Below are 22,686 nucleotides of genomic sequence, written 5' to 3'. Positions count from 1 at the left end.
CACAGGGGGTTCCCGCAGGCCGGACGGCGCGGCTTGAACCTCCCGCGACCGGAGGGCGCACTCTCGACCCCGAGCCGGGTCAGCCGAAAGTCGCAGTCCCCCTAGGGGTCCCACCGAACTTTCTCCTACCCCCGGTTCGTACCGGCGGAGGACGAGGGGGCCCTCCTGGGCTCCCTAGCCTTCTGGTGGGGCTAACCCCCGGGCCGATACGGAGACGCGCACCATCGTCCCGGCCCCCTCCCCGAAGCCAGTCTTGGTACGCGACGAAGCACGCCCCGAACCGGCGGCGACGACCACTCGAACAGGAGCATTCCAGTGACAACGGCAGTATCGATTCCCAAGTCCGGGGGCAGCGGAGAACGTACGGCCGTGGCCGCCCGGGCCCGTCAGGTCACCAAGGCGTACGGCTCGGGCGAGACCCGGGTCGTGGCCCTCGACGCGGTCGACGTCGACATCGACCGCGGCCGCTTCACCGCGATCATGGGGCCGTCCGGCTCCGGCAAGTCGACCCTGATGCACTGCCTCGCCGGTCTCGACACGGTGACCGAGGGCCAGATCTGGGTCGGTGAGACCGAGATCACCAAGCTGAAGGACAAGAAGCTCACCCAGCTGCGCCGGGACAAGATCGGCTTCATCTTCCAGGCCTTCAACCTGCTGCCGACCCTGAACGCGGCCGAGAACATCACGCTGCCCATGGACATCGCCGGCCGCAAGCCCGACCCCCAGTGGCTGCAGCGCGTCGTGGAGACCGTCGGCCTGGCCGGCCGCCTCAAGCACCGTCCCGGCCAGCTCTCCGGCGGCCAGCAGCAGCGCGTCGCCGTGGCCCGCGCCCTCGCCGCCCGTCCCGAGATCATCTTCGGTGACGAGCCGACCGGAAACCTCGACTCGCGCGCCGGCGCGGAGATCCTCGGCTTCCTGCGCCGCTCCGTCGACGAACTCGGCCAGACCATCGTCATGGTCACGCACGACCCGGTCGCCGCCTCGTACGCCGACCGCGTCCTCTACCTCGCCGACGGCCGGATCGTGGACGAGATGCGGGACCCGACCGCCGACTCCGTCCTGGAGCGCATGAAGGACTTCGACGCCCGCGGGAGGACGTCGTGACCGTCGTCAAGACCTCGATGCGCAACTTCGTCGCGCACAAGGGACGCATGGCGCTGTCCGCCATCGCCGTCCTGCTGTCGGTGGGCTTCGTCTGCGGCACGCTCGTCTTCACCGACACCATGACGTCCACCTTCGACAAGCTCTTCGCCGCCACGGCCTCGGACGTCACCGTCACGCCCAAGGGCGCGCCCACCGACGACGAGATGCAGATGACCACCAAGGCGGCCACCGTGCCCGCCTCCGTGGCCGGGGAGCTGCAGCGGGTCGAGGGCGTCAAGTCCGCGACGGGCGAGGCCAACAGCCAGACCCTGACCGTCACCGACGCCGCCGGCGACAACCTCGGCCCGACCTCCGGTGCCCCCACCATCGGCACCAACTGGGACCCCACCGAGCTGCGTTCGGTCGACGTCACCTCCGGCCACGCCCCGCGCGGCCCCACCGAGGTGATGGTCGACGCCGACACCGCCGACAAGAAGCACCTGGAGCTGGGCGACGAACTGCGCGTCATCGCCATCCCCGGTGAGTTCCGGGCCCGCATCAGCGGCATCGCCACCTTCAAGGTCACCAACCCCGGTGCGGCGATCTTCTACTTCGACACCGCCACCACCCAGACCAGGCTGCTCGGCGCCAAGGACGTCTTCAGCAGCGTCGGCCTGACCGCGAAGCCCGGGGTCAGCGACGAGCAGCTGAAGAAGAACGTCACCGCCGCCCTCGGCGCCACCGCCGGCTACAAGGTGCAGACCCAGGCCGAGTGGACCGCCGAGAACCAGAAGGACATCGCCGGCTTCCTCGACGTCATCAAGTACGCGATGCTCGGCTTCGCCGGGATCGCCGTCCTCGTCGGCGTCTTCCTCATCGTCAACACCTTCTCGATGCTGGTCGCCCAGCGCACCCGGGAGATCGGCCTGATGCGGGCCGTCGGCGCCAGCCGCCGCCAGGTCAACCGCTCGGTGCTGGTCGAGGCGCTGCTGCTCGGTGTGGTCGGCTCGGTGCTCGGCATCGGCGGCGGCGTCGGGCTCGCCGTCCTGCTCATGAACCTCATGGGCAGCGCGGGTATGAACCTCGACACCTCGTCCTTGACGATCAAGGCCACGACCCCCGTCATCGGGCTCGTCCTCGGCGTGGTGGTGACCGTCCTCGCCGCCTACCTGCCCGCCCGGCGGGCCGGCAAGGTCTCCCCGATGGCCGCGCTGCGCGACGCCGGCACCCCCGCCGACGGCCGTGCCGGCAAGGTGCGCGCCGTGATCGGCCTGGCCCTCACCCTCGCCGGTGCCGCCGCGCTCCTGGCCGCCGTGCGGGCCACCAAGGCCGCGGACGGCTCGATGTTCCTGGGCCTCGGCATCCTGCTCACCCTGGTCGGCTTCGTGGTCGTCGGGCCGCTGCTCGCCGGCGTCGTCGTCCGGGTGATCAGCGCGGGCGTCCTGCGGATCTTCGGCCCGGTCGGCCGCCTCGCCGAGCGCAACGCGCTGCGCAACCCGCGGCGCACCGGCGCCACCGCCGCCGCCCTCATGATCGGCCTCGCGCTCGTCGCGGGCCTGTCGGTGGTCGGCTCCTCGCTGGTGGCCTCGGCGACCGACCAGCTCGACAAGTCGGTCGGCGCGGACTTCATCATCGCCTCCGACAGCGGCCAGCCGATCACCCCGCAGATCGAGCGCGCCATCAAGGCCGCGCCTGACCTCGCCCACGTCACGGACTACAAGTCCCTGGACGTCGAGCTCACCGCCCCCGACGGGTCGGTGTCCGACACCTCACTGACCGCCGCGGACCCGACGTACGCCCAGGACCTCCAGGTCAAGACGGTCGCCGGGGAGCTGTCGGCCGCGTACGGGGCGAGCGCGATGTCGGTCGGCGAGAGCTTCGCCGACAAGCACAAGGTCAAGCTGGGGGACAAGCTCGCCGTCCGCTTCGAGCACGGCGACACCGCCACGCTGACCGTGGCCGCCATCACGTCCGCGGACACCGTCTTCGACCAGGGCGCGATGTACACCAACATCACGACCGCGGCGCGCTACGTGCCGGCCGACCGGATGCCGGTCAACGACATCATGTTCGCCGCTGCCAAGGACGGGCGGCAGGACGCGGCCTACGCGGGGCTGAAGAAGGCGCTGCACGACTTCCCGCAGGTCCAGGTCCGCAACCAGGCCGACTACAAGCAGATGCTCAAGGACCAGATGGGCCAGCTGCTCAACCTGATCTACGGCCTGCTGGCCCTGGCGATCATCGTCGCGATCCTGGGCGTCGTGAACACCCTCGCTCTGTCGGTGGTGGAGCGCACCCGGGAGATCGGCCTCATGCGGGCGATCGGCATGTCGCGGCGGCAGCTGCGACGCATGATCCGCCTGGAGTCGATCGTCATCGCCCTGTTCGGCGCGGTGCTCGGCCTCGGCCTCGGCATGGGCTGGGGCGCCTCCGCCCAGCAGCTGCTGGCGCTCCAGGGGCTCGGCGTCCTGGAGATCCCCTGGCCGACGATCATCACCGTCTTCATCGGCTCCGCCTTCGTCGGACTCGTCGCGGCGCTGGTGCCGGCGTTCCGGGCGGGTCGGATGAACGTGCTGGGCGCGATCGCGACGGAGTAGCGCGCGGGCGCGCTGCGGCCCCGGGTACGTGCTCATCGTGCCCGGGGCCGTTGTCGTGTGCGGGTGCGTCGTGATCGCGGTTGCGGTATCTCCCCCCGCCCGCCCGATCGGGGGTGCCCCGGCCGAAGGCTGGGAACCGCCCGCCGCGGGCGCGACGGACCCGTACCCGGCGAGCGAGCCGCACAGCTCACGGCGCCGGGTGTCCGCGGAGCGTCGTACGCTGGGACACCCCGGCTCGTTCGACGCGTCGGGCTGTTCGCGTTGCCCCGCCTGTCTGCCCTTGGGACGGAAAGCCACATGAGCCTGAACGGTCTGCTCGACGTCGTCGTGGACGACCCCGCGCTCGCGGAGGCCGTGCGCGGTGCCGCGGACGGCAACCGCCCGCACGTCGACCTGGTGGGCCCGCCCGCCGCCCGCCCGCTGGCCATCGCCGCGCTCGCGGCCCGCGCCGGCCGCACCCTGCTGGCGGTGACCGCCACCGGCCGCGAGACCGAGGATCTGGTCGCGGCCCTGCAGTCGCTGCTGCCCGAGGACTCCGTCGTGGAGTACCCGGCCTGGGAGACGTTGCCGCACGAGCGGCTGTCGCCGCGCTCGGACACCGTGGGCCGGCGCCTGGCCGTGCTGCGCCGGCTGGCCCACCCCAGCGCGGACGACCCGACCGCCGGCCCGGTGCGCGTCGTGGTCGCGCCGATCCGCTCCGTGCTGCAGCCGCAGGTCAAGGGCCTGGGCGAGCTGGTCCCGGTGGCGCTGCGCACCGGGCAGACCGCCGATCTGAACGACGTCGTGGACGCCCTGGCGGCCGCCGCGTACGCCCGCGTGGAGCTGGTGGAGAAGCGCGGCGAGTTCGCCGTGCGCGGCGGCATCCTGGATGTCTTCCCGCCCACCGAGGAGCATCCGCTCCGGGTGGAGTTCTGGGGCGACGACGTCGAGGAGATCCGTTACTTCAAGGTGGCCGACCAGCGCTCCCTGGAGGTCGCCGAGCACGGCCTGTGGGCGCCGCCCTGCCGGGAGCTGCTGCTCACCGACCAGGTGCGGGCCCGCGCCGCCGAGCTGGCCGAGGAGCACCCGCAGCTGCGCGAGCTGCTGGACAAGATCGCCCAGGGCATCGCCGTGGAGGGCATGGAGTCCCTCGCCCCGGTGCTGGTGGACGACATGGAGCTGCTGCTGGACGTGCTGCCGTCAGGGTCGCTGACCGTGGTCTGCGACCCCGAGCGGGTCCGTACCCGGGCCGCCGACCTCGTGGCGACCAGCCGGGAGTTCCTGGAGGCCTCCTGGGCCGCCTCCGCCGGGGGCGGCGAGGCGCCGATCGACCTGGGCGCGGCCTCGCTGTGGAGCATCGCCGACGTGCGCGACCGGGCTCGTGAGCTGGGCGTTCCCTGGTGGTCGGTGAGCCCGTTCGCGGCCGATGACGAGCTGGACGCCGACACCCTCAAACTCGGCATGCACGCCCCGGAGGTCTACCGGGGCGACACCGCCCGGGCGCTCGCCGACACCAAGGGCTGGCTCGCCGACGGCTGGCGCACGGTCTACGTCACCGAGGGCCACGGCCCCGCCGCCCGCATCGTGGAGGTGCTGGGCAACGAGGGCATCGCCGCCCGGCTGGACACGGGGCTGGACGGGCCGTTCGAGCCCTCCGTGGTCCATGTGGCCTGCGGCTCGCTGGAGAGCGGCTTCGTCGATCCCGCCCTGAGGATCGCGGTGCTCACCGAGACCGACCTGTCCGGCCAGAGGTCCTCCACCAAGGACATGGGCCGCATGCCGTCCCGGCGCCGCAAGACCATCGACCCGCTGACGCTGCAGGCGGGCGACTTCATCGTGCACGAGCAGCACGGCGTCGGCCGCTACGTGGAGATGGTGCAGCGCACCGTCCAGGGCGCCACCCGCGAGTACCTGGTGGTCGAGTACGCCCCGGCGAAGAAGGGCCAGCCAGGGGACCGGCTCTTCGTTCCCACCGACCAGTTGGAGCAGATCACCAAGTACGTCGGCGGCGAGTCGCCCTCGCTGCACCGCCTGGGCGGCGCGGACTGGACGAAGACCAAGGCGCGCGCCAAGAAGGCGGTCAAGGAGATCGCCGCGGACCTGATCCGGCTGTACTCCGCCCGGATGGCCGCGCCCGGCCACAGCTTCGCGCCGGACACCCCCTGGCAGCGGGAGCTGGAGGACGCCTTCCCGTACGCGGAGACCCCGGATCAGCTCACGACGATCGCCGAGGTCAAGGAGGACATGGAGAAGTCGGTCCCGATGGACCGGCTGATCTGCGGCGACGTCGGCTACGGCAAGACCGAGATCGCGGTGCGCGCGGCCTTCAAGGCCGTGCAGGACGGCAAGCAGGTCGCCGTCCTGGTGCCCACCACCCTGCTGGTGCAGCAGCACTTCGGCACCTTCTCCGAGCGCTACTCGCAGTTCCCGGTGGTGGTCAAGGCGTTGTCCCGCTTCCAGACCGACACGGAGGCCAAGGCCGTCCTGGAGGGCCTGCGCGAGGGATCGGTGGACGTCGTCATCGGCACCCACCGGCTGTTCTCCTCGGAGACCAAGTTCAAGGACCTGGGCCTGGTCATCGTCGACGAGGAGCAGCGCTTCGGCGTGGAGCACAAGGAGCAGCTGAAGAAGCTCCGCGCCAACGTCGACGTGCTGACGATGTCCGCCACGCCCATCCCGCGCACCCTGGAGATGGCGGTCACCGGCATCCGTGAGATGTCGACGATCACCACCCCGCCGGAGGAGCGGCACCCGGTGCTGACCTTCGTCGGCCCGTACGAGGAGAAGCAGATCGCCGCCGCGGTCCGCCGCGAACTGCTGCGCGAGGGCCAGGCCTTCTACATCCACAACCGGGTGGAGAGCATCGACAAGGCCGCCGCACGGCTGCGCGACCTGGTGCCCGAGGCGCGGATCGCCACCGCGCACGGGCAGATGGGCGAGTCCGCGCTGGAGCAGGTCGTGGTCGACTTCTGGGAGAAGAAGTTCGACGTGCTGGTCTCCACGACGATCGTCGAGTCCGGCATCGACATCTCCAACGCCAACACCCTCATCGTCGAGCGCGGCGACAACTTCGGCCTCTCCCAGCTGCACCAGCTGCGCGGCCGGGTCGGCCGGGGTCGCGAGCGCGGTTACGCCTACTTCCTCTACCCGCCGGAGAAGCCGCTCACCGAGACCGCCCACGAGCGGCTGGCGACGATCGCCCAGCACACCGAGATGGGCGCCGGCATGTACGTCGCGATGAAGGACCTGGAGATCCGCGGCGCGGGCAACCTGCTCGGCGGCGAGCAGTCCGGTCACATCGCGGGCGTCGGCTTCGACCTGTACGTCCGCATGGTCGGCGAGGCCGTCGCGGACTACCGGGCGTCCCTGGAGGAGGGCGGCGGCGCGGCCGAGGAGGCACCGCTGGAGGTGAAGATCGAGCTGCCGGTCGACGCGCACGTGCCGCACGACTACGCGCCCGGCGAGCGGCTGCGCCTGCAGGCCTACCGGGCGATCGCCTCGGTGAACTCCGAGGAGGACATCACGTCCGTCCGCGAGGAGCTCACCGACCGCTACGGCAAGCTCCCGGAGCCGGTGGAGAACCTGCTGCTGGTCGCCGGGCTGCGGCTGCTGGCCCGCCGTCTCGGAGTCTCCGACATCACCCTGCAGGGCAACAACGTGCGCTTCTCCCCGGTGGAGTTGCGCGAGTCGCAGGAGCTGCGGCTGAACCGCCTCTACCCCCGCACGGTCGTGAAGCAGGCGGCCAGGCAGATCCTGGTGCCGCGCCCCGCCACGGCGCGGATCGGCGGCAAGCCGGTGGTCGGCCGGGAACTGCTGGCGTGGACGGCCGAGCTGCTGACCGCGGTCCTGGACAGCTGAGGCGCTCGCCGCCTCCGGGGACGCGACAGGGCCCCGTCCGCGCGAGGTCGAGGTGCGCGGACGGGGCCCTGTCGTTCCGGGGCGCCCCGCGGTTCAGCCCAGCAGGCGCCGGAGGTTCAGCCGGCCCCACAGCAGGCTGGCGGAGAACGACAGCACCATCACCGCCAGGACCAGCCCGACCAGCAGCAGCGCGGCCACCGGTCCGCTCAGGTGCGGCGAGACCGCGCGGTGGACCAGTTCCTCGACGAAGAGCACGTGCACCATGTACGCGCCCAGCGCCGCGCCGGCCAGGTGCTTCAGGCGCGGCCGGAAGCGCTCCGGGACGCGGATCCGGCTGACCAGCAGCAGGACGCAGACGCTCATCGCGGCCACGAACGCGTGGGCGTTGGGGATGACGTAGTGGACCCGCGTGTTGTACCAGAGGCACCCGGCCATGGTGAGCGGGAGCAGCACGAGCAGCCACCGGCGCCACGGGACGGCGCCGGCCGGCAGGGCGAAGAGCATGGCGCCACCGACCGCGTACACCAGGGAGTAGGTGCCGAAGCCCCAGGCCACGGGGGGCAGGTCGGTGTGGGTCAGATCCCCGACGAGGGCGATGACGCTCGGCAGGACCGCGATGCCCAGCAGCGCCGCCCCCAGCCCCCAGGGCCGCTTGCCCTCCTTGACGAGCATCGCGAAGGCGAGCAGCACGATGATCGGGATGTAGTTGTACATGAACCACAGGTGGTAGGCGGGCTGCACGGAGCCGAGGAGCGAGTCCCTCGCGAGCTCGGTCATCGGCCGCTCGTTGCGGTCCCGGAGCCAGGCCCACACCAGGTAGACCGCCGTCCACGCGAAGAGCGGGACGGTGTTGCGGACGACCCGCTGCCACATCCGGGCGCTGTCCCGCGGCGGGGAGCCGACCAGCACCGCCCATCCGGCGATGGCGAAGTACATGGGCACCGCGAACGGGTTGACCGCCTCGGCCACGTGCCCCGCCCAGTACGACCCGGCCCCGTGGGACGCGTCGTTCCCGGTAGAGCGGATGAACTGGGAGCCCACGTGGCCCAGCATGACGGTGGCGGAGCACAGCAACCGCATCAGGTCGATGTCGTAGCGGTGTTCCCGCGCGCCGGCGGAGTGACCGGAGGAGGCGGAACCGCGCTGCAACGGCAGTCGTACGGCTGTTTCATTCGACACCGCGCGATGATCGGGCACACGGGTGTCGAGGAACCGAACGGTCGCCCAACTCCCCGGATCCCGCGGGCATCGGAACGGTCTCGTTCCGACGGGCGGCCCCGCTCGTCTCCGCCGGGCGCCGGCGCGCCCGTTCACCCCCGGCCACCGGTCGCGCCGGTGCCTTTCCGGTGGTGCCGGCCGCGCTCTCCTCCGGGGACGTGGTCGTCCCTGGTGTCGTCGCTCCACGGCACGCCGCCGAGTACCGCGCCGGCCGCCTCCGGGGTGACCTTCTTGCCGGTGCGGTTGCACCCGGGCGGCGGACGGCTGTGGGAGGGGTCGCGCGTGACGGACGGCACCCGCGTGACCTGCGGCGCGATCGCGTCTCCACGCCGGATTCACCTGGACGCCACCCCTCGGCCGCCGGTCTTCACCAGGTTCGCACCCCCCGCCCCCCCCGCGGTGTCGCATAGTCTGCCGGGGCAGGTGAAATCGGACAGCGACCGGAGCGGATCCATGCACATCGCCGTCTTCGCCGAGGCGCCGGGCCGTGGGCCTGGCCACCGCGCTGCGCGGCGCCGACCCCTTCGCGGAGCACGCCGCCGAGGACTCGCCCGAATCGACGCTCACCGCGATCGGCGACGTACTCGGCGACGAAGCCGGGGAACCGGGGTACACGGAGGTCCGGGAACTGCTCGGCGTCACCCGGTTCGGAGAACGGATGGACCTCGCGTCGGGGCCGGCGGGCACGGACGGCCCGGCCGTCCCGCCCACCGATCCGCTGCCCACCGGGCCCGCGCCGACGGACCGGACCCCCGCAGCCCACCTCGCGCACGTCAGGGAACCGGCAGGCGCGGGCCGGACCGCGGACGCCCTCGCCGACGGTGTCCGTGTACTCCACGACCATCCGATCCCCGAGCCCGGCCGGACCCTGGCCGAGCTCCGCGAGCGCACCCGGGAGTGACCGCCGATCTCCGCCCAGACGACCACCGACGCCCCCGCCCTCACCACCGGTCCCGCGACCGGGGCGAGCGAGGCCTCCGCCGCGTCCGCCGCCCGGCCGCGTGAGCACAGATACGACATCGACCTCCTGCGCGTCCTGTGCTCCATCGGTGTCATCGTCTGCCACGCCGCCGGTCAGCTTCTCAACGCCGTGGGCCGCGAGCCCTCCGGCGGCCGGCCCGTCTACTGGACCGGGCTCGTCTCGGACGGGCTGACCCGGTGCGCCGTGCCGCTGTTCTTCGCGATCGCCGGCTGGGTCGTGCTGGTCGGCGCGACCCCCGAGGACAGCACGCAGGTCCGTAGACGGCTGACCCGCATCGTGCTGCCGATGGGCGTGTGGACCGCCGCGTACCTCGCCTGGGACTGGATCCGGCACACCAACTCCCGCCCCACGCAGCGGCTGGTCTTCGAGTCGCTGTTCGGCTCGATCCAGCCCGCGTTCCACCTCTGGTACCTGTACGCCTACGTGCCGGTGATCCTGCTGCTCTCGCTCGCCGCCCTGATCAAGGCGGGGAAGCGGCCCTGGGGCCTGGGCACCGTGTTCGTCCTGCTGGCCATCGCGCCCACCTTCACGGGCGACATCGGCAAGGTCCTGCATGTGAACCTGCCCGGCTTCGCCTGGACCCTCTCCCCGTACCAGGTCGCGTACGCCGCCGCCGGGTCCGCCCTGCTCGCGCTGCCGCTCGCGGCCACCACCGGCCGCCGTCGGCGTCTGAGGTGGCTGGCCGCCGCGGTCTGCGCGTGGGCCGCGGTCGTCGCGTACGAGCGCTGGCTGCACTACCCCTCGCCCTATGCGGGCCTCGCCGTGCCGTTCCTGGCGGGCGCCCTGGTGATGGCCCTCAACCGGATCAGCATTCCCGAGCGCTTCCGCCCGCTGGTGTCCCGGCTCGGCGGTGCGGCCTTCGGCGCCTACCTGGTGCACCTGATGTTCCTGCGGGCACTCGCCCCGCACCTGGTCTCCGCCGACGCGGGCTGGCCGGGCGCCGTCCTCATGATCACGCTGCTGGTGACCGGGACCGTGGTGCTCTCGTTCGCCGCCAGCCTGCTGTGGACGCGCCTGCGGCTCAACCGCTGGCTGGGCTGACACCCCGTACGACAGCGGAGCCCCCCACCCGGGTGAACACCCCCCGGGAGCAGGTCGGCCTGGTGCTGTGCGCCCCGACCCGATCAGGCCGTGCTCCCGCACCGGCATGATGAACAGCGGAAGCGGCGGACGGAGGGGCGCCGTGTCAGCGACACGGCGCCCCTCCCCGAAGGCCCGGCCCTGCGGGGAGGCTCAGCCAAGGACGGTCTTCAGCTTCGCGACGTTGTCCTGCGTCACCTTCCACAGCGCCTCCTGGCGTCCGTGGACGTCGGCGATGGTGGCCGACAGGTTGTCCAGGATGCCGACGGAGCGCTCCGCGAGGACCGCGCCGAGGTTCCGGTCGTGGACCGAGACGCCCCACTCCGGGCGCTCGATGTCGGACAGGAAGTACGCCATCTTCGGGTGGGAGATCAGGCTGATGATGGGCGTGCCGCAGCCGAACGGGATCATGCCCGCGTGGCCGCGCATGCCGATCACCAGCTTGGTGCGCGCGAAGGCGGTGCGCAGCTGGTCGGTGTCGAAGTCGTACATCGGCTCGACCGGCATCGAGATGCCGTACTCGCGCCGCAGGTCGAAGACGAAGCGCTCGTCGTCCAGGGCGTGGGCGGCGTACCGGACCTCGGCGTGCTTGCCGATGGCGCGGACCGCGGTGGCCATCTCCCGCAGGAAGTGGTCGTAGTCGTGGCCGAAGCGCAGCCCGGCGCGGTCGTAGGCGCAGTTGATCAGCACCGTGTCGTCGCGCTTCACCGGGTCCTGCCAGCCGGGCACCAACTGACGGGAGACGGTGGTCGGGCAGGGCTGGAAGATCACCCGGTCCCGAAGCTCCGCGGGGAGCAGCGCGCGCACCTTCTCCACCGAGCCGTGGTTGCGCAGACCGAAGAACGCCGACTTGGAGACCAGCAGCCGCAGGCTCTCCTCGAAGCGGCGGCGGGTGTACGACTGGCCGTCGAAGGCGTTGTAGCCGACCGCGAAGACCGCCAGCGGGACGTCGATCTTCTCCAGCAGCCGGTCCGGCACGTTCCACTGCCACGCGCTGTTGCCGTTCGGCGAGGTGTCCGGGATGAACAGGCCGCCGCCGCCGATGACCAGACCGCGGCGGGAGTTCACCCGCTCCAGGGCCGCCTCGTCGAAGAGCTTGTGCGCGTGGATGGAGTGCCAGCTGCGGTCGCCGGTGTCCGGGCCGAAGCACAGCCGTACCGTCTCGGGCAGGATCTTGTCGCCCGCGTTGCCCTGCCGCTCCATGTAGAACGCCACGTGCGCCAGCTGCTCGGAGGGCGTGCCGGTCTCGGCCGGGCGGGCGGCGATCGCCTCCGCGCGCTCGTACGAGATCCGGCAGGCGCGGTCGCTGACGTCCGCGTTGAGGCCGGCCAGGGCGTACTCGCGGGAGGCCGCGTTGTCGCCCAGGACCCACGCCATGTTCGCCAGCCGGCCGAAGGGGCGGGCGGCGGCCGGGGCGTGGGCCGTGGAGAGCAGCAGGTGGGCCGTGGCCTCCTCGTAGCGGGAGGTGGCCATCAGGGCCTGGCCGAGCAGCTCGTGGGAACGGCTCTCGTCGGCGGGGATGGGGGAGCGGCCGAGGATCTCCACGGCGTCCTCGTACCGGCCCTTGGACAGGTAGGCCTCGGCGACCTGGCGGACGCTCTCGTGCCGGCCCTCGCTCGCGACGAGGTGGCGGCCGAAGTGGATCAGCAGGTCCGGGTGCTTCTCGTCGGGCAGGGCCAGGAAGCGCTCGACGAACTCCGCGTGGGGAAGGTCGTACTCCTGCCACGCGGCCTCGGCGCCCGAGTAGCCGTGCTCGCCGCCGTTCCACGGCTTGTGACGGCCGGTGAAGTGCAGGATGACGACGTCTTCCTCGTCGGGGGAGCGGTCCCCGTTCAGCCGCCGCTTCACGAAGTTGTAGCGTGGGTCGATCTTGATGAACTTGCCCGCGAGCAGGGCGTTGAGGATGCCCTGGTCGTGCTTGTCCAGCTCGTACGTGCCGGCGGTGCCGACGGAGTCGATCTGCGCGCAGAACTCGTCGGTGAGGTACTCCTTCTGGATCACCAGCAGTCCGCTGTTGAGCTTGGACCGGTCCAGGAAGAACTGCGCCACCGCGCCGATGCCGTACCGCATCCGCAGCAGCTCGCTGATGTCACCGAGGACGACCATGTCGGTGTCGAGCGTGATGATCGTGTCGTAGTCGCGGATCCGGAAGACGTCGAGGATGAAGTACGCCTTGCGGACCAGGTAGTTCTCCGGGTCGCCCTTGACGAAGTCGTCGTAGCGCTCGGGGACCACGCGGCGCATGACGACACGCGGGTGCAGCTTGCGGATCTCGGTGATCGAGGACGGCTGCAGGTCGTCGTAGAGGACGACGAAGTCCTCGCACAGGCCGGGGTTGGTCAGTGCCAGGCTGCGCAGCAGGGTGAGGAAGCCGGGCAGGTAGTTCTCGTCGACGTACGACGCGAAGGCGACGCGGCGCTTGCCGGTCAGCGTCTCGCTCCGGGGCGCCGGAACCAGGACAGGGGCGGTCATCGGAGCGATATCCTCATTTCAGTGACGTCCTGGGCGCGGGCCATGACCCAGTCCTTCTCGTCCGCGTAGCCGTGCGCGGCGGCGATCGGCAGCTTCATCGCTTCCTGGAGGCGGTAGGCACCGGTGTCGTAGAAGTCGAAACCGATGAGGTCGATCTTCGGGTTGACGTCCAGGAAGTCCAGCAGCCACAGCATGTTGAAACCGCTGGTGGGGATGGACGGCATCGCCTTCTCGTCGATCCTGCCGATCTCGCGCACCGGCCAGCGCAGCGTCCGGTCGCCCACGTAGCGCTGGGCGCCGGGGACGAGGCGGCGGCGGAGCGAGTTGCGCCACTGGTGGTGGATGCCGCCGAAGACCAGCCGCGTCTCGACCTTCTTGTCCCAGTTGAAGTCGTGCATGTGGATCGTCGCGTGGATGTCGGTCCTGGTGCCGGTGGCCGGTGCCTCGATCCGGTAGGAGTTGAAGCGGACGACGAGGTCGTAGGAGTCGATCTCCCGCCCCATCGTGCCGGTGCCCACGCGCTGGGAGTTGGCGACCAGGCAGATCGTCTTCCCCGCGATCAGGTTGCGGAAGTCGCTGAGGCCGACCATCTCCGAACCGGTCAGCCCGGGGTCGGGGATCGGGTCCAGATCGCGCAGCCGGCGGTCGTCGGCGTACATGCGGAGCAGCCGGGTCGAGCCGGCCAGCCGGCCGCGGTCCCGCTCCAGGCGGAGGTCGACGTAGTCCGTCAGCGCCGCCCGCACGGACGTCGCGGGACGCTCCTGCTCGGCCATCGAGACCAGCGCCGCCACGAGCCGGGACTCGGCGCGCTCCCAGTCGCCGGCGTCCTTGAGGGCCAGGCCTTCCGCCCACAGCTCGGTCTCCGGGACGCCCTTGAACTCACCGGCGCCCGGGGTCTCCCGCTGGAGCAGGTCCAGCGTCTCCGCCAGGCGCTCGCCGCTCTGCCGGAGCCTGGTGATCCGGCCCGCGATGTTGAGGTCGTCCTTGGGGGTGAGCGCCAGGAAGCGCTCGTACGCCGCGACGGTGGCGGCGTCGTCGCCGAGCGCGTCCATCAGGCGCGCCCGCAGCCGCCAGCCGGCCCGGGACTGCTTGCGGACACCGAGGACCGTCTCGGTGATGCGCGTCGCGAGCCGCAGCTCGTCGGCGCCGCGCACGTCCACGGCCTTGTTGCCCACCTCGAGCAGGGCGTCGAAGACCTCGGGGCTCGACTTCGGCCAGGTGCTCTTGCCGCCGGAGAGGGCGGCCGCGTCACCGGGGTCCGTCATCGCGGCCGCGTACCGGGCCAGCAGTTCCCGGATCGCCTCGGCGAGCCGGCCCTTCTGCGGGTCCAGGTTCTTGACGAGCTTGCCGCCATGGACGGCGCAGGACCGGACGCACTCGGCCACGGAAACCGAAGCGATAGGAATATCCGCCCCCGCGGCATTGTCCAATCTTTTCTCGAGCCATCCAGCCCGGAACTTGACCATGCTGCTCCCAACAATGACACGGCCGCTGGGGAGAACTGCATGGGTTTCCCGCGCGGATCAACAGACGCCGCCCGGACGCCTCGACGCACATGGACACGCGCACGGCACATGGGGCGGAGCGATCACGATAGGGAGTGGATGTGACGTTCAAGTGAACGAGGATCCAATCGGATGCGAACGACCATGGCCGCCGTCGACGAGCACCGCGGACGACGTGGGAAAAGCGGGAATTCGCATTCCGTATTCCGTGCGTTCACCTTGCCGAAGCATTTCCGACGCCCGGTCCGGATCTAGTCCGATACGCTTGTCCCCCGGCGTCGTCCGGAGGGCCGGATTCCGTGGCCCGCCTCGAGATCGTGTGGATTCCCAGGTGCCCAAACTTTCGGTAATCGTCCCCTTCCGCAATATTCAGGCATACGCGCACGACATGTTGTGCGGGCTGGCCAACAACGCGGGGGAGGGCACCGAGTTCATCCTCGTCGACGACCACTCGACGGACGGCACCCCGGAGATCCTGGAGCACTGGGAGCGCCGACTGCCGGGCATGAGGGTGATCCGGCACGAGGTGAACAGAGGCGTCGCCCAGTCCCGCAACAGCGGACTGGACGCGGCCGGCGGGCAGTACGTGACCTTCCTGGACGGCGACGACTGGTACGCCCGCGGCTACCTCGACCGGCTGGTCGCAGGCATCGAGCGGCTGGGCTGCGACTTCGTGCGCACCGGGCACATCAAGGCCACCGGCACCGAGCGGACCGTGCACCGCCCTCCGGCCAGGCTCTGGGACGCGGTGCTCCACCCGCGCGACGCGATCACGCCCTCGCACGTGTCGACCATGGTCGACTACCCCTTCGTCTGGGCCGGGATCTACCACCGCCGGCTCTTCGAGGGCGGCGGCATGCGCTACAGCACCAGCCTGCGGACCGCGGAGGACCGCGAGTGGGTCTGGCGGCTGCACCTGACGGCCGAGTCCTTCGCGGTGATCCGCCCGCTCGGGGTCTTCTACCGGCGCGGGGTCAGCGACTCGCTCACCCAGATCGGCGACGGCCGGCAGCTGGACTTCATACCCGCCCACGACGCGATTCTCGAGAACGTCCGCGCCGACCGCGAGGCCGAGCGCTTCCTGCCCAAGATCGTCCGTACCTACTGCGCGCTGATCGCCTTCCACATGTCCAACCTGCGGCGCTACGACCCCGAGACCGGCCGGCAGCTCAAAAGGCGGTCCGCCGCGGCCCTGGCCCGCATGCCGCAGGAAGTGCTGGACCGGACCCTGGCCGAGATGGACATCGAGCGCGCCGGCGTGCTCCTGCGGCTGCGCGCCGACGCGCGGAAGGCGGCGTGACGATGACCCTGTCGACGGCCGGGCGGGCCGGGGAGAGCATGAACCACGACCGGGCCCAGATCTTCGAGGTCTCGACCCTCTACGGCGCCGCGACGCTCGCCGCCGCCCTGGACGCCGGCGCCTTCGGGCCCCGTACCGGCACCCGGCGCATCCTGCTGGTGAGCAACAACGCCCCGATCCCCGAGACGGTCGCGCAGCTCTCCGACATGCACGGGTACCAGCGGATCGTCACCCGCTTCGACGAGGTCGTCTCGTGGAACGAGGTGATCCACCCGCACCTGCCCGCCAAGTGGGCCCCGCTGGAGGACGAGAGCTCCATCTGGGAGCGGCTGTTGCGGCACTCCTGGGGCCTCGGTGACGTGTCCGTCGAACTCGTGGTGGAGTCGATCCAGGTCAACCCGGCACGCGCGCTCGCCACGATCTTCGCCGAGAGCGCCGTCCACGTGTACGCGGACGGCCTGATGAGCTACGGGCCCACCCGTGAGAAGCTGCCGGGCCCCCTCGGCAACCGCGTCCAGCGGGTCCTCCACCTCGACCTGGTCCCGGGGCTTCGCCCGCTGCTGCTGGCGGAGACCGGTGCGGAGCCCGAACTCGTCCCCGACGAGGCGTTCCGGGCCGTGCTCGAGGAGATCGCCGTCGATGCGGCGGACGACCCCCGGCTCACCGCGCTCGCCGAGGACCCGCCGACCGCGGTGCTGCTCGGCCAGTACCTCGCCGCCCTGCGCATCCTCACCCCGCAGGAGGAAGAGGAGTTGCACGTCTCGATGGTCCGCGGCGCGGTCGCCGCGGGGCACCGCTCGATCGTCTTCAAGCCCCATCCCACGGCGCCGGCCGGCTACTCGAAGGCGATGGAGGAGGCCGCGGCGGCCGAGGGCGCACGGCTGCGGGTCCTGGACGGCCCGCTGCTGGCCGAGACGCTGTACGAGGTCTGCCGGCCGCAACTGGTCGTCGGCTGCTTCTCCACCGCGATGCTCACCGCGAGCGCCTACTACGGCGTCGCGATCGCACGGGCCGGCACCCGTCTGGTCCTGGACCGGCTCACGCCGTACCAGAACAGCAACCGCATGCCGCTCACCATCGTCGACCACCTCGTGCCCGACGTCGCCGTTCCGGCCGGCCAGGGCGGCGCGGCCGGTGAACTCACCGCCCTCGTGCGGGCCGTGGGCTTCTGCATGCAGCCCAGGATGCACCCCGGGCTGCGCGAGGAGACCGCGGCGTGGCTGCGGGACCACCTCGGCCCGGACACCGAGCACTACTTCCGGCGCCGCCGCCTCACCTCGCTCGGGCTGCCCGGTGGCGGCCCGCTCAGCGCCACCCAGCGGCTGCGCGGCAACACCACCGTGCGCCGCATGGTGCGCGTGGCCCGCCGCCTCCGCGCCCGCGCGGGCCGGTAGGGTCAGGCCCTAACGTCCCACCTGCCCCAGCCAGGTCAGCGTCCGCCGTACCTCCAGCGAGAAGGGGTGGTGCGGGCCGTGCACCCGGTCGGAGTCGTACAGCAGGCGGGACAGCACGTCGTGGGCGGCCGCGCGATCGCCCACCGACAGCAGCAGATGGCCGATCCGGCGCCGCACCTCCAGCGGCAGGTCCGGGTCGGTGGCGCGGTACTGCTCGAAGGAGGGCAGCAGCGCCCGGTACTCGGCGAGTGCCGCCGGGGCCTCGCCCAACTGCTCCAGACACTGGGCGGCCTCGTAGCGGTACTGCAGCGACTGGCGACCCAGCGGCCCCGACTCGGCGGCCAGTTCGTCCGCGAGCCGGCGCAGCTCCGGCAGGGCGCGGCGGTACTGGCCGTCCTCCATCAGCGTGGCCGCGTACTGCTTGCGCAGCATCCGCACGACCGGGGACTGCTCGCCGTGCTTCTCCGCCGCGGCCGGCAGCACCCCGCCCAGGATGTCGACCGCCTGCGTGATGCGGCCGGCGTCGAGCAGCCGCTTCACCTCGTCGACGGCCTCCGCGATGCCGTGGCCCGCGGGAGCCGCGGTCGCGGTCGCGGCCGGGGTGGGGGTGGGCTGCGGCGGGGCGGCCGGCCGGTCCGGCCAGGGAGCGAGCGGGCGCAGGAAGGGGCGGGTGGGGTCCATCGGCCCGAGGGGGCGGTGGACGACGCCGGGCACCGGCAGCAGCGGCGCCAGCCGGCGATAGGTCTCCTGGGCGTCCGCCGGGCGTTGCTGCGGGTCCTTCGCCAGCAGCTGCAGCACCAGTGCCTCCAGCGGCTCCGGCACCTCCGGGCGCACCTGCCGCAGCGGCACGGGCTGCTCGTACAGGTGCCGGTGCAGCACGCCGAGCGCCGTGGCGCCGGCGAACGGGACCGTTCCGCTGACCAGTTCGTGCAGCAGCACCCCGAGGGCGTACAGGTCCGTACGGGGCCCGACGGCGCCGCTCATCGCCTGCTCCGGCGCCATGTACGCGGGCGTCCCGATAGGCGTGCCGGTGTGCGTGAGCCGGGTCGTGTCGGTGTCGAGCACGGAGGCGACGCCGAGGTCCAGGACGACCACGGTGCCGTCCGGACGCACCATCACGTTGCGGGGTTTGAGGTCGCGGTGCACGATCGGCACCGCGTGCACCGCCGACAGCACGGCGCACAGCTGCACCGCGACGGCGACCGCCCACGGCCAGGGGTACGGGTCGTGCTCGGCGAGGTGGTCGGCGAGGTCGGCGCCCTCCACGTACTGCATGACGAAGTACAGCTCGTCGGCGTCGCTGCCCGCGTCGTGGACGGTGACCAGCCCCGGATGGTCGACCTGGGCGGTGACCCGGCACTCCCGCTCGAAGCGCCGGCGCAGCTCCTCGGCGTCGGCGCCGCCGGCCACCTTGTCCGGGCGCAGCAGCTTCACGGCCACCCGCCGGTCCAGCCGCCGGTCGTACGCGGTCCACACCTGGCCCATGCCGCCCTGGCCGAGGACCGTGGCCAGCTCGTAACGGCCGGCGACGATCCGTCCGTTCACCGACCGCCCTCCTGCTTGCGCAGCAGGTCGCTCAGCTCGTCCAGTTCGGCCCGCACCTGGTTGATCCGCGGTGGGTGCGGGGGCGGGGGCACGGGCGACTGCGGCGGTACGGGGGCCTGCGGCGCGGGGGACGGGGGCGGGGTCGTGCGGTACGGGTTGTAGTCCACCGGCGGCTGCGGCGGCGCCGGGTGGTGGGGCTGCGGGTACGGCACGGTCGTGGCGTACGACGGGTAGCCGGGCACCGCGGCCGCCCGGTGCAGCGCCAGGTCGGCCACCAGGTAGTGGACGCCGACCAGGGGGACGAGGGCGATGGCGGTGAGCATCGCCACGTCGGTCCAGGGGCTCTCCTCCGGCAGCGTGCCGACGGTCGCGAAGGAGGCGATGCTCACCGCGGTGCAGATCCAGAAGAACACCCAGTCCATGGTCCGGCGCCGCTGGATGGCCAGGTGCAGCAGCGGGAGGCCGGACAGGAAGCCGCAGCTGATCGCGGTGATCGTGAGGAAGATGGCACGGAGCGTGATCGCCGTGGCCTTGGACTGAGCGGGTGGGTACGGCGGGACCGGGCCGGGGCCGTTCATCACTGCTCTCGGACTCCCTGGACATCAGTGCGGAGGACAGCTGCGGGTGGTATCGCGAGAGTATCCGCCGTCCCCGACGGGCTGTCACCCGATCCCGTAACTATTCGGGACGCACCGTGCCGTCGGTCAGCCCGTCGTAGAGCCCCTGCACCAACTGCTCACCCAGCTGTCCCGCCAGCCGCAGGGCCTCCTCGAAGGCGGCCATGGTGCGGAAGCGTTCCCCGTACCGGCGTTGTTCGGACAGCGGCAGCCGCGGCACCTGGAGCCGGCGGACGTCCAGCCGGGTCGCGGTGGAGGCGTAGCTGCTGGCCTGGCGGTTGTTGGCGGTACCGCGCAGGAAGCCGGCGAGGAACCAGGGGTCCAGGGCTGCCGGGTCGGGGCGCAGCAGGTGGAGGTTGCGGCCGAGGGCCGCCCCCGCGGTGGCGGCGTCGACGACACGGGCGGCCGGGCCCCGGCCGAGCACCGGCACGACCACGTCGCCCTCCCGCGTCAGGACCGGCTCCTCCGCGGTCGGTACTTCGGGCAGGGTGCCGCTCGGGGCGCCGCCGCCGAGGACGTCGTGCTCGGTGAGCACGGCGGGACCCTCGCCGGGGCGGGCGCCCCCGGTGCCGCCCGCGCGCAGCACCAGCGCTCCGGCGCGGGCCAGCTCGCCGACCGTGGTGAGCGGCCAGCGGGCGGGCTCGGCCGCCCCGGCGGGGGCGGGGGCGAGTTCGGCGGTGCGCAGCAAGGTGAGGGCCAGCCGGTCGCGCACCCCAACGAGTTCGGCCGCCCCACCGCCCGCGGCGGGCGGCGGCAGATGGCGGGCGGGGGCCAGGTCCACGTCGTCGTCGAGCAGGTCGATGACCTTCAAGGCGCGGCTGACCCCGGGCCGCTCCTCCGTGGTGCCGTGCCGGTCGAAGGACTGCCAGGCGTCCAGTACGGTGGCGCGCACCGTCTGCCAGGGCACCTTCTCGCCCCCGGGGGCGGTGTCCTGCGCCCCCGCGGTGTCGACCAGCAGCAGATGCGGGGAGGCCGCTGTGCCGCCGTCCGGCCTGCGCAGCACCCACAGGTGGAGCGGGATGCCGTACGGGGGCGCGGCGCCGGCCGGGAGCGCGACCACCGCGCGCAGGGTGCCGCGCCGCAGCAGGTCGGCGCGGATCCGGCGGCCGGAGCGGCGCGAGGCGGCGGCGGGCGGCATCAGCAGCACCACCGTCCCACCCTCCCGGACCCGCGCCAGGCAGTGCTGCACCCAGGCGAGTTCGGACTCCGTGCGGGCCGGGAAGCCGTACTCCCAGCGGGGATCGTAGGCGAGCTCCTCGTGACCCCAGTTGCGCTCGTTGAACGGCGGGTGGCACAGCACCGCGTCGGCTGCGAGCCCGGGGAAGGCGTCGGCGCGCAGGCTGTCGCCGCCGGCCACCCGTACCACCGCGGCCGGGTCGGCGTGCAGCGCCAGCCGCAGCGCCGCCAGCGCGGCCAGGTCCGGGTCGGCCTCCTGGCCGTACACCTCGTGCGGGGCTTCGACGGCGCGCAGCAGGGTGCCGGTGCCGCAGGCGGGATCCAGCACGGTGCGGGCGGGGCCGGCGAGCGCGGCCATCAGCTCGGCGGGCGCGGGCGGGGTCAGCGTGTACTGCCGGGGGTTGGCGTCCAGATAGCGCCCGAGCAGGAACTCGTAGGCCTGGCGCGGGCCCATTCCGGCGGCGAGCCCGGCCGCGCCGCGCAGCAGTTCGGCGTCGAGGGGGGTGCCGAGGGCGAACCGTCCCCCGAAGTGCCGCTCGAAGAGTTCCCGTACGGCGTCCTCGGCCGCCGCGCCCTCCAGCTCGGGCGCGCCGGCTGGACGTTCACGGACCAGCAGGCAGACGGCGCCGGCCTGCCGGAGCGCGGCCGCGGTGCCCACCGGATGGGACTCGGCCCGCTGCCAGACCCGTTCGCGCAGCGGGACCTCGGCCAGTTTGCCCTGGGCGCGGAGCCAGCTCTCGACCTCGGACAGCGCGAAGGCCGGGCTGGTGTCGGTGCCCCCCACCGGCTTGGGGAAGTCGGCGTGCCTGCGGCGCCAGTTGCTGACGGCCGCCCGCCCCACCCCGGCCAGCCGTGCGATCCCGGCGGCGGTCACCTCGCTTGCGTTCTCCGGCACCTGGCTGGCTCCCTTCCCGTGCGGGGTGCGGCTGTGGCCACGAGCATACCGGTGAACACAAGGCGTACCCCTTCACGCCGTGAATCCATGTGAATCGAGAATTCGTGTTGACTCGGTTCACAGCTCATGCTGTGATTGTCCCATCGGTTCACGGAGTTCCTGGGGCGTTCGGCCGGCCCGCAACCGTCATCCACACGCTGTCCACCAAGGGGGACGACCCTCATGACCACCACTCGCGGCGCGCTCACGGCGCTCGGCTGTCTCACCGCCGCCCTCACCATCGCCGCCTGCGGACCGCTCGACAGCACGGCGGAACCGGCCTCCACGGCTCTCGCCGACCAGCCGTCCGCCACCATCGAGAAGAAGGCCGTGGCCGCCATGAAGTCCGCCCCGGCGATGACCGTCGCCCTCGACGGCATCTCCGACGGCGAGCGGATGAAGTTCCGCATGACGATGAGCACGGCCGGCGACTGCAAGGGCGAGGTCACCGTCGAGGGCGGCACCGTCCGGCTCGTCAAGGCGGGCCCCTCGCTCTACATGAAGGGCGACGACGCCTTCTGGAAGGCCCAGGGCTCCGACGGTGCCGCCATGAAGGAGCTGCTCGGCGACCGGTGGATGAAGACCAAGGCCGACACGCCGGACAACAAGGACCTCGTCGAGGCCTGCGACCTCGACGCGTTCCTCGCCGAGCTCGAGAAGGACTCGGACGGCGACCTGGGCGGGAAGAAGGGCGAGCCCGCCACCCTCGCCGGTACGCCCGCCGTGCCGATCACCAGCAAGGACGGGGCCGAGACCACCACCGCCTACGTGGCCACCGAGGGCAAGCCGTACGTGCTCAAGGTGGTCGTCAAGGGCGGCAAGGAGCCTGGCACCATGCTCTTCTCCGACTTCGACAAGCCGGTGGAGATCACCGCCCCGGCGGCCAAGGACGCCGTCGACATCGACAAGCTCGCCGGCTGAGGCCGCCGGCCACGATGTTCGGGCC

Annotated in this window: 15 protein-coding genes; 8 read left to right on the top strand and 7 right to left on the bottom strand. The window is 72.1% G+C overall.

Features of this window, described 5'->3' with window-relative positions:
• Positions 1-315: 315 nt before the first annotated feature.
• From AC3EUJ_RS19135 to mfd, 3 genes are all read left to right on the top strand, one after another.
• Positions 316-1,104 carry an ABC transporter ATP-binding protein gene (locus AC3EUJ_RS19135; RefSeq protein WP_431962858.1) on the top strand — a complete coding sequence of 263 codons (789 nt, stop codon included), beginning with the start codon at positions 316-318 and terminating at the stop codon, positions 1,102-1,104.
• Positions 1,101-3,680: an ABC transporter permease gene (locus tag AC3EUJ_RS19130; RefSeq protein WP_431962856.1), complete on the top strand. Its 2,580-nt coding sequence runs from the start codon at positions 1,101-1,103 to the stop codon at positions 3,678-3,680. Before AC3EUJ_RS19135 ends, AC3EUJ_RS19130 begins: the two co-directional genes overlap by 4 nt.
• Positions 3,681-3,977: 297 nt before the next feature.
• Positions 3,978-7,517 (top strand): transcription-repair coupling factor, encoded by a 3,540-nt coding sequence (gene mfd, locus AC3EUJ_RS19125; RefSeq protein ID WP_431962854.1) that lies wholly within the window; start codon positions 3,978-3,980, stop codon positions 7,515-7,517.
• 93 nt (positions 7,518-7,610) lie between these two features.
• On the opposite strand, the gene AC3EUJ_RS19120 is transcribed toward mfd, so the two are convergent.
• A complete protein-coding gene (locus AC3EUJ_RS19120) occupies positions 7,611-8,696 on the bottom strand; it encodes an acyltransferase (RefSeq protein ID WP_431962852.1) in 1,086 nt (361 codons plus the stop codon).
• 131 nt (positions 8,697-8,827) lie between these two features.
• Positions 8,828-9,031 (bottom strand): hypothetical protein, encoded by a 204-nt coding sequence (locus AC3EUJ_RS19115; RefSeq protein ID WP_431962850.1) that lies wholly within the window; start codon positions 9,029-9,031, stop codon positions 8,828-8,830.
• A gap of 191 nt (positions 9,032-9,222) precedes the next feature.
• Between AC3EUJ_RS19115 and AC3EUJ_RS19110 the strand changes: the two genes are divergently transcribed.
• Positions 9,223-9,636 (top strand): hypothetical protein, encoded by a 414-nt coding sequence (locus AC3EUJ_RS19110; RefSeq protein ID WP_431962848.1) that lies wholly within the window; start codon positions 9,223-9,225, stop codon positions 9,634-9,636.
• A gap of 6 nt (positions 9,637-9,642) precedes the next feature.
• On the top strand, positions 9,643-10,758 hold the full coding sequence (locus AC3EUJ_RS19105; RefSeq protein WP_431962906.1) for an acyltransferase: 1,116 nt from the start codon (positions 9,643-9,645) through the stop codon (positions 10,756-10,758).
• A 192-nt stretch (positions 10,759-10,950) separates the two neighbouring features.
• On the opposite strand, the gene AC3EUJ_RS19100 is transcribed toward AC3EUJ_RS19105, so the two are convergent.
• Positions 10,951-13,269: a glycosyltransferase gene (locus AC3EUJ_RS19100; RefSeq protein ID WP_431962846.1), complete on the bottom strand. Its 2,319-nt coding sequence runs from the start codon at positions 13,267-13,269 to the stop codon at positions 10,951-10,953.
• Positions 13,266-14,654, bottom strand: coding sequence for a glycosyltransferase family 29 protein (locus AC3EUJ_RS19095; protein WP_431962844.1), 1,389 nt, complete (start codon positions 14,652-14,654; stop codon positions 13,266-13,268). The genes AC3EUJ_RS19100 and AC3EUJ_RS19095 overlap by 4 nt, the downstream gene beginning before the upstream one ends.
• Positions 14,655-15,105: 451 nt before the next feature.
• On the opposite strand from AC3EUJ_RS19095, the gene AC3EUJ_RS19090 reads away from it, so the two are divergent.
• Together AC3EUJ_RS19090 and AC3EUJ_RS19085 are read left to right on the top strand one after the other, a co-directional pair.
• Positions 15,106-16,074, top strand: coding sequence for a glycosyltransferase family 2 protein (locus AC3EUJ_RS19090; protein ID WP_431962842.1), 969 nt, complete (start codon positions 15,106-15,108; stop codon positions 16,072-16,074).
• A gap of 2 nt (positions 16,075-16,076) precedes the next feature.
• Complete coding sequence (locus AC3EUJ_RS19085) at positions 16,077-17,468, top strand: polysialyltransferase family glycosyltransferase (protein ID WP_431962840.1); 1,392 nt, start codon at positions 16,077-16,079, stop codon at positions 17,466-17,468.
• Between the two features lie 9 nt (positions 17,469-17,477).
• Here AC3EUJ_RS19085 and AC3EUJ_RS19080 read toward each other — a convergent pair whose 3' ends face one another.
• The 3 genes from AC3EUJ_RS19080 to AC3EUJ_RS19070 form a co-directional block, all read right to left on the bottom strand.
• Positions 17,478-19,013 (bottom strand): protein kinase domain-containing protein, encoded by a 1,536-nt coding sequence (locus AC3EUJ_RS19080; RefSeq protein ID WP_431962838.1) that lies wholly within the window; start codon positions 19,011-19,013, stop codon positions 17,478-17,480.
• Positions 19,010-19,591, bottom strand: a complete 582-nt coding sequence (locus AC3EUJ_RS19075; RefSeq protein ID WP_431962836.1) for a hypothetical protein — start codon at positions 19,589-19,591, stop codon at positions 19,010-19,012. The genes AC3EUJ_RS19080 and AC3EUJ_RS19075 overlap by 4 nt, the downstream gene beginning before the upstream one ends.
• 100 nt (positions 19,592-19,691) lie before the next feature.
• Positions 19,692-21,701, bottom strand: coding sequence for an N-6 DNA methylase (locus AC3EUJ_RS19070; RefSeq protein WP_431962834.1), 2,010 nt, complete (start codon positions 21,699-21,701; stop codon positions 19,692-19,694).
• 222 nt (positions 21,702-21,923) lie between these two features.
• Here AC3EUJ_RS19070 and AC3EUJ_RS19065 point away from each other — a divergent pair, with 222 nt between their 5' ends.
• Positions 21,924-22,661, top strand: a complete 738-nt coding sequence (locus tag AC3EUJ_RS19065; RefSeq protein WP_431962832.1) for a hypothetical protein — start codon at positions 21,924-21,926, stop codon at positions 22,659-22,661.
• Positions 22,662-22,686: the final 25 nt, after the last annotated feature.

It is taken from the genome of Actinacidiphila sp. bgisy160, assembly GCF_057707815.1.
The sequence above is the reverse complement of the archived record's forward strand: the minus strand, read 5'-3'. Positions and strand labels throughout refer to the sequence as shown.

What these genes read in the sequence shown, in the direction of transcription:
- mfd (WP_431962854.1), top strand. Translation starts at nt 3,978, where the DNA reads ATGAGCCTGAACGGTCTGCTCGACGTCGTCGTGGACGACCCCGCGCTC.
- AC3EUJ_RS19100 (WP_431962846.1), bottom strand. Translation starts at nt 13,269, where the DNA reads ATGACCGCCCCTGTCCTGGTTCCGGCGCCCCGGAGCGAGACGCTGACC.
- AC3EUJ_RS19085 (WP_431962840.1), top strand. Translation starts at nt 16,077, where the DNA reads ATGACCCTGTCGACGGCCGGGCGGGCCGGGGAGAGCATGAACCACGAC.
- AC3EUJ_RS19075 (WP_431962836.1), bottom strand. Translation starts at nt 19,591, where the DNA reads ATGAACGGCCCCGGCCCGGTCCCGCCGTACCCACCCGCTCAGTCCAAG.
- AC3EUJ_RS19065 (WP_431962832.1), top strand. Translation starts at nt 21,924, where the DNA reads ATGACCACCACTCGCGGCGCGCTCACGGCGCTCGGCTGTCTCACCGCC.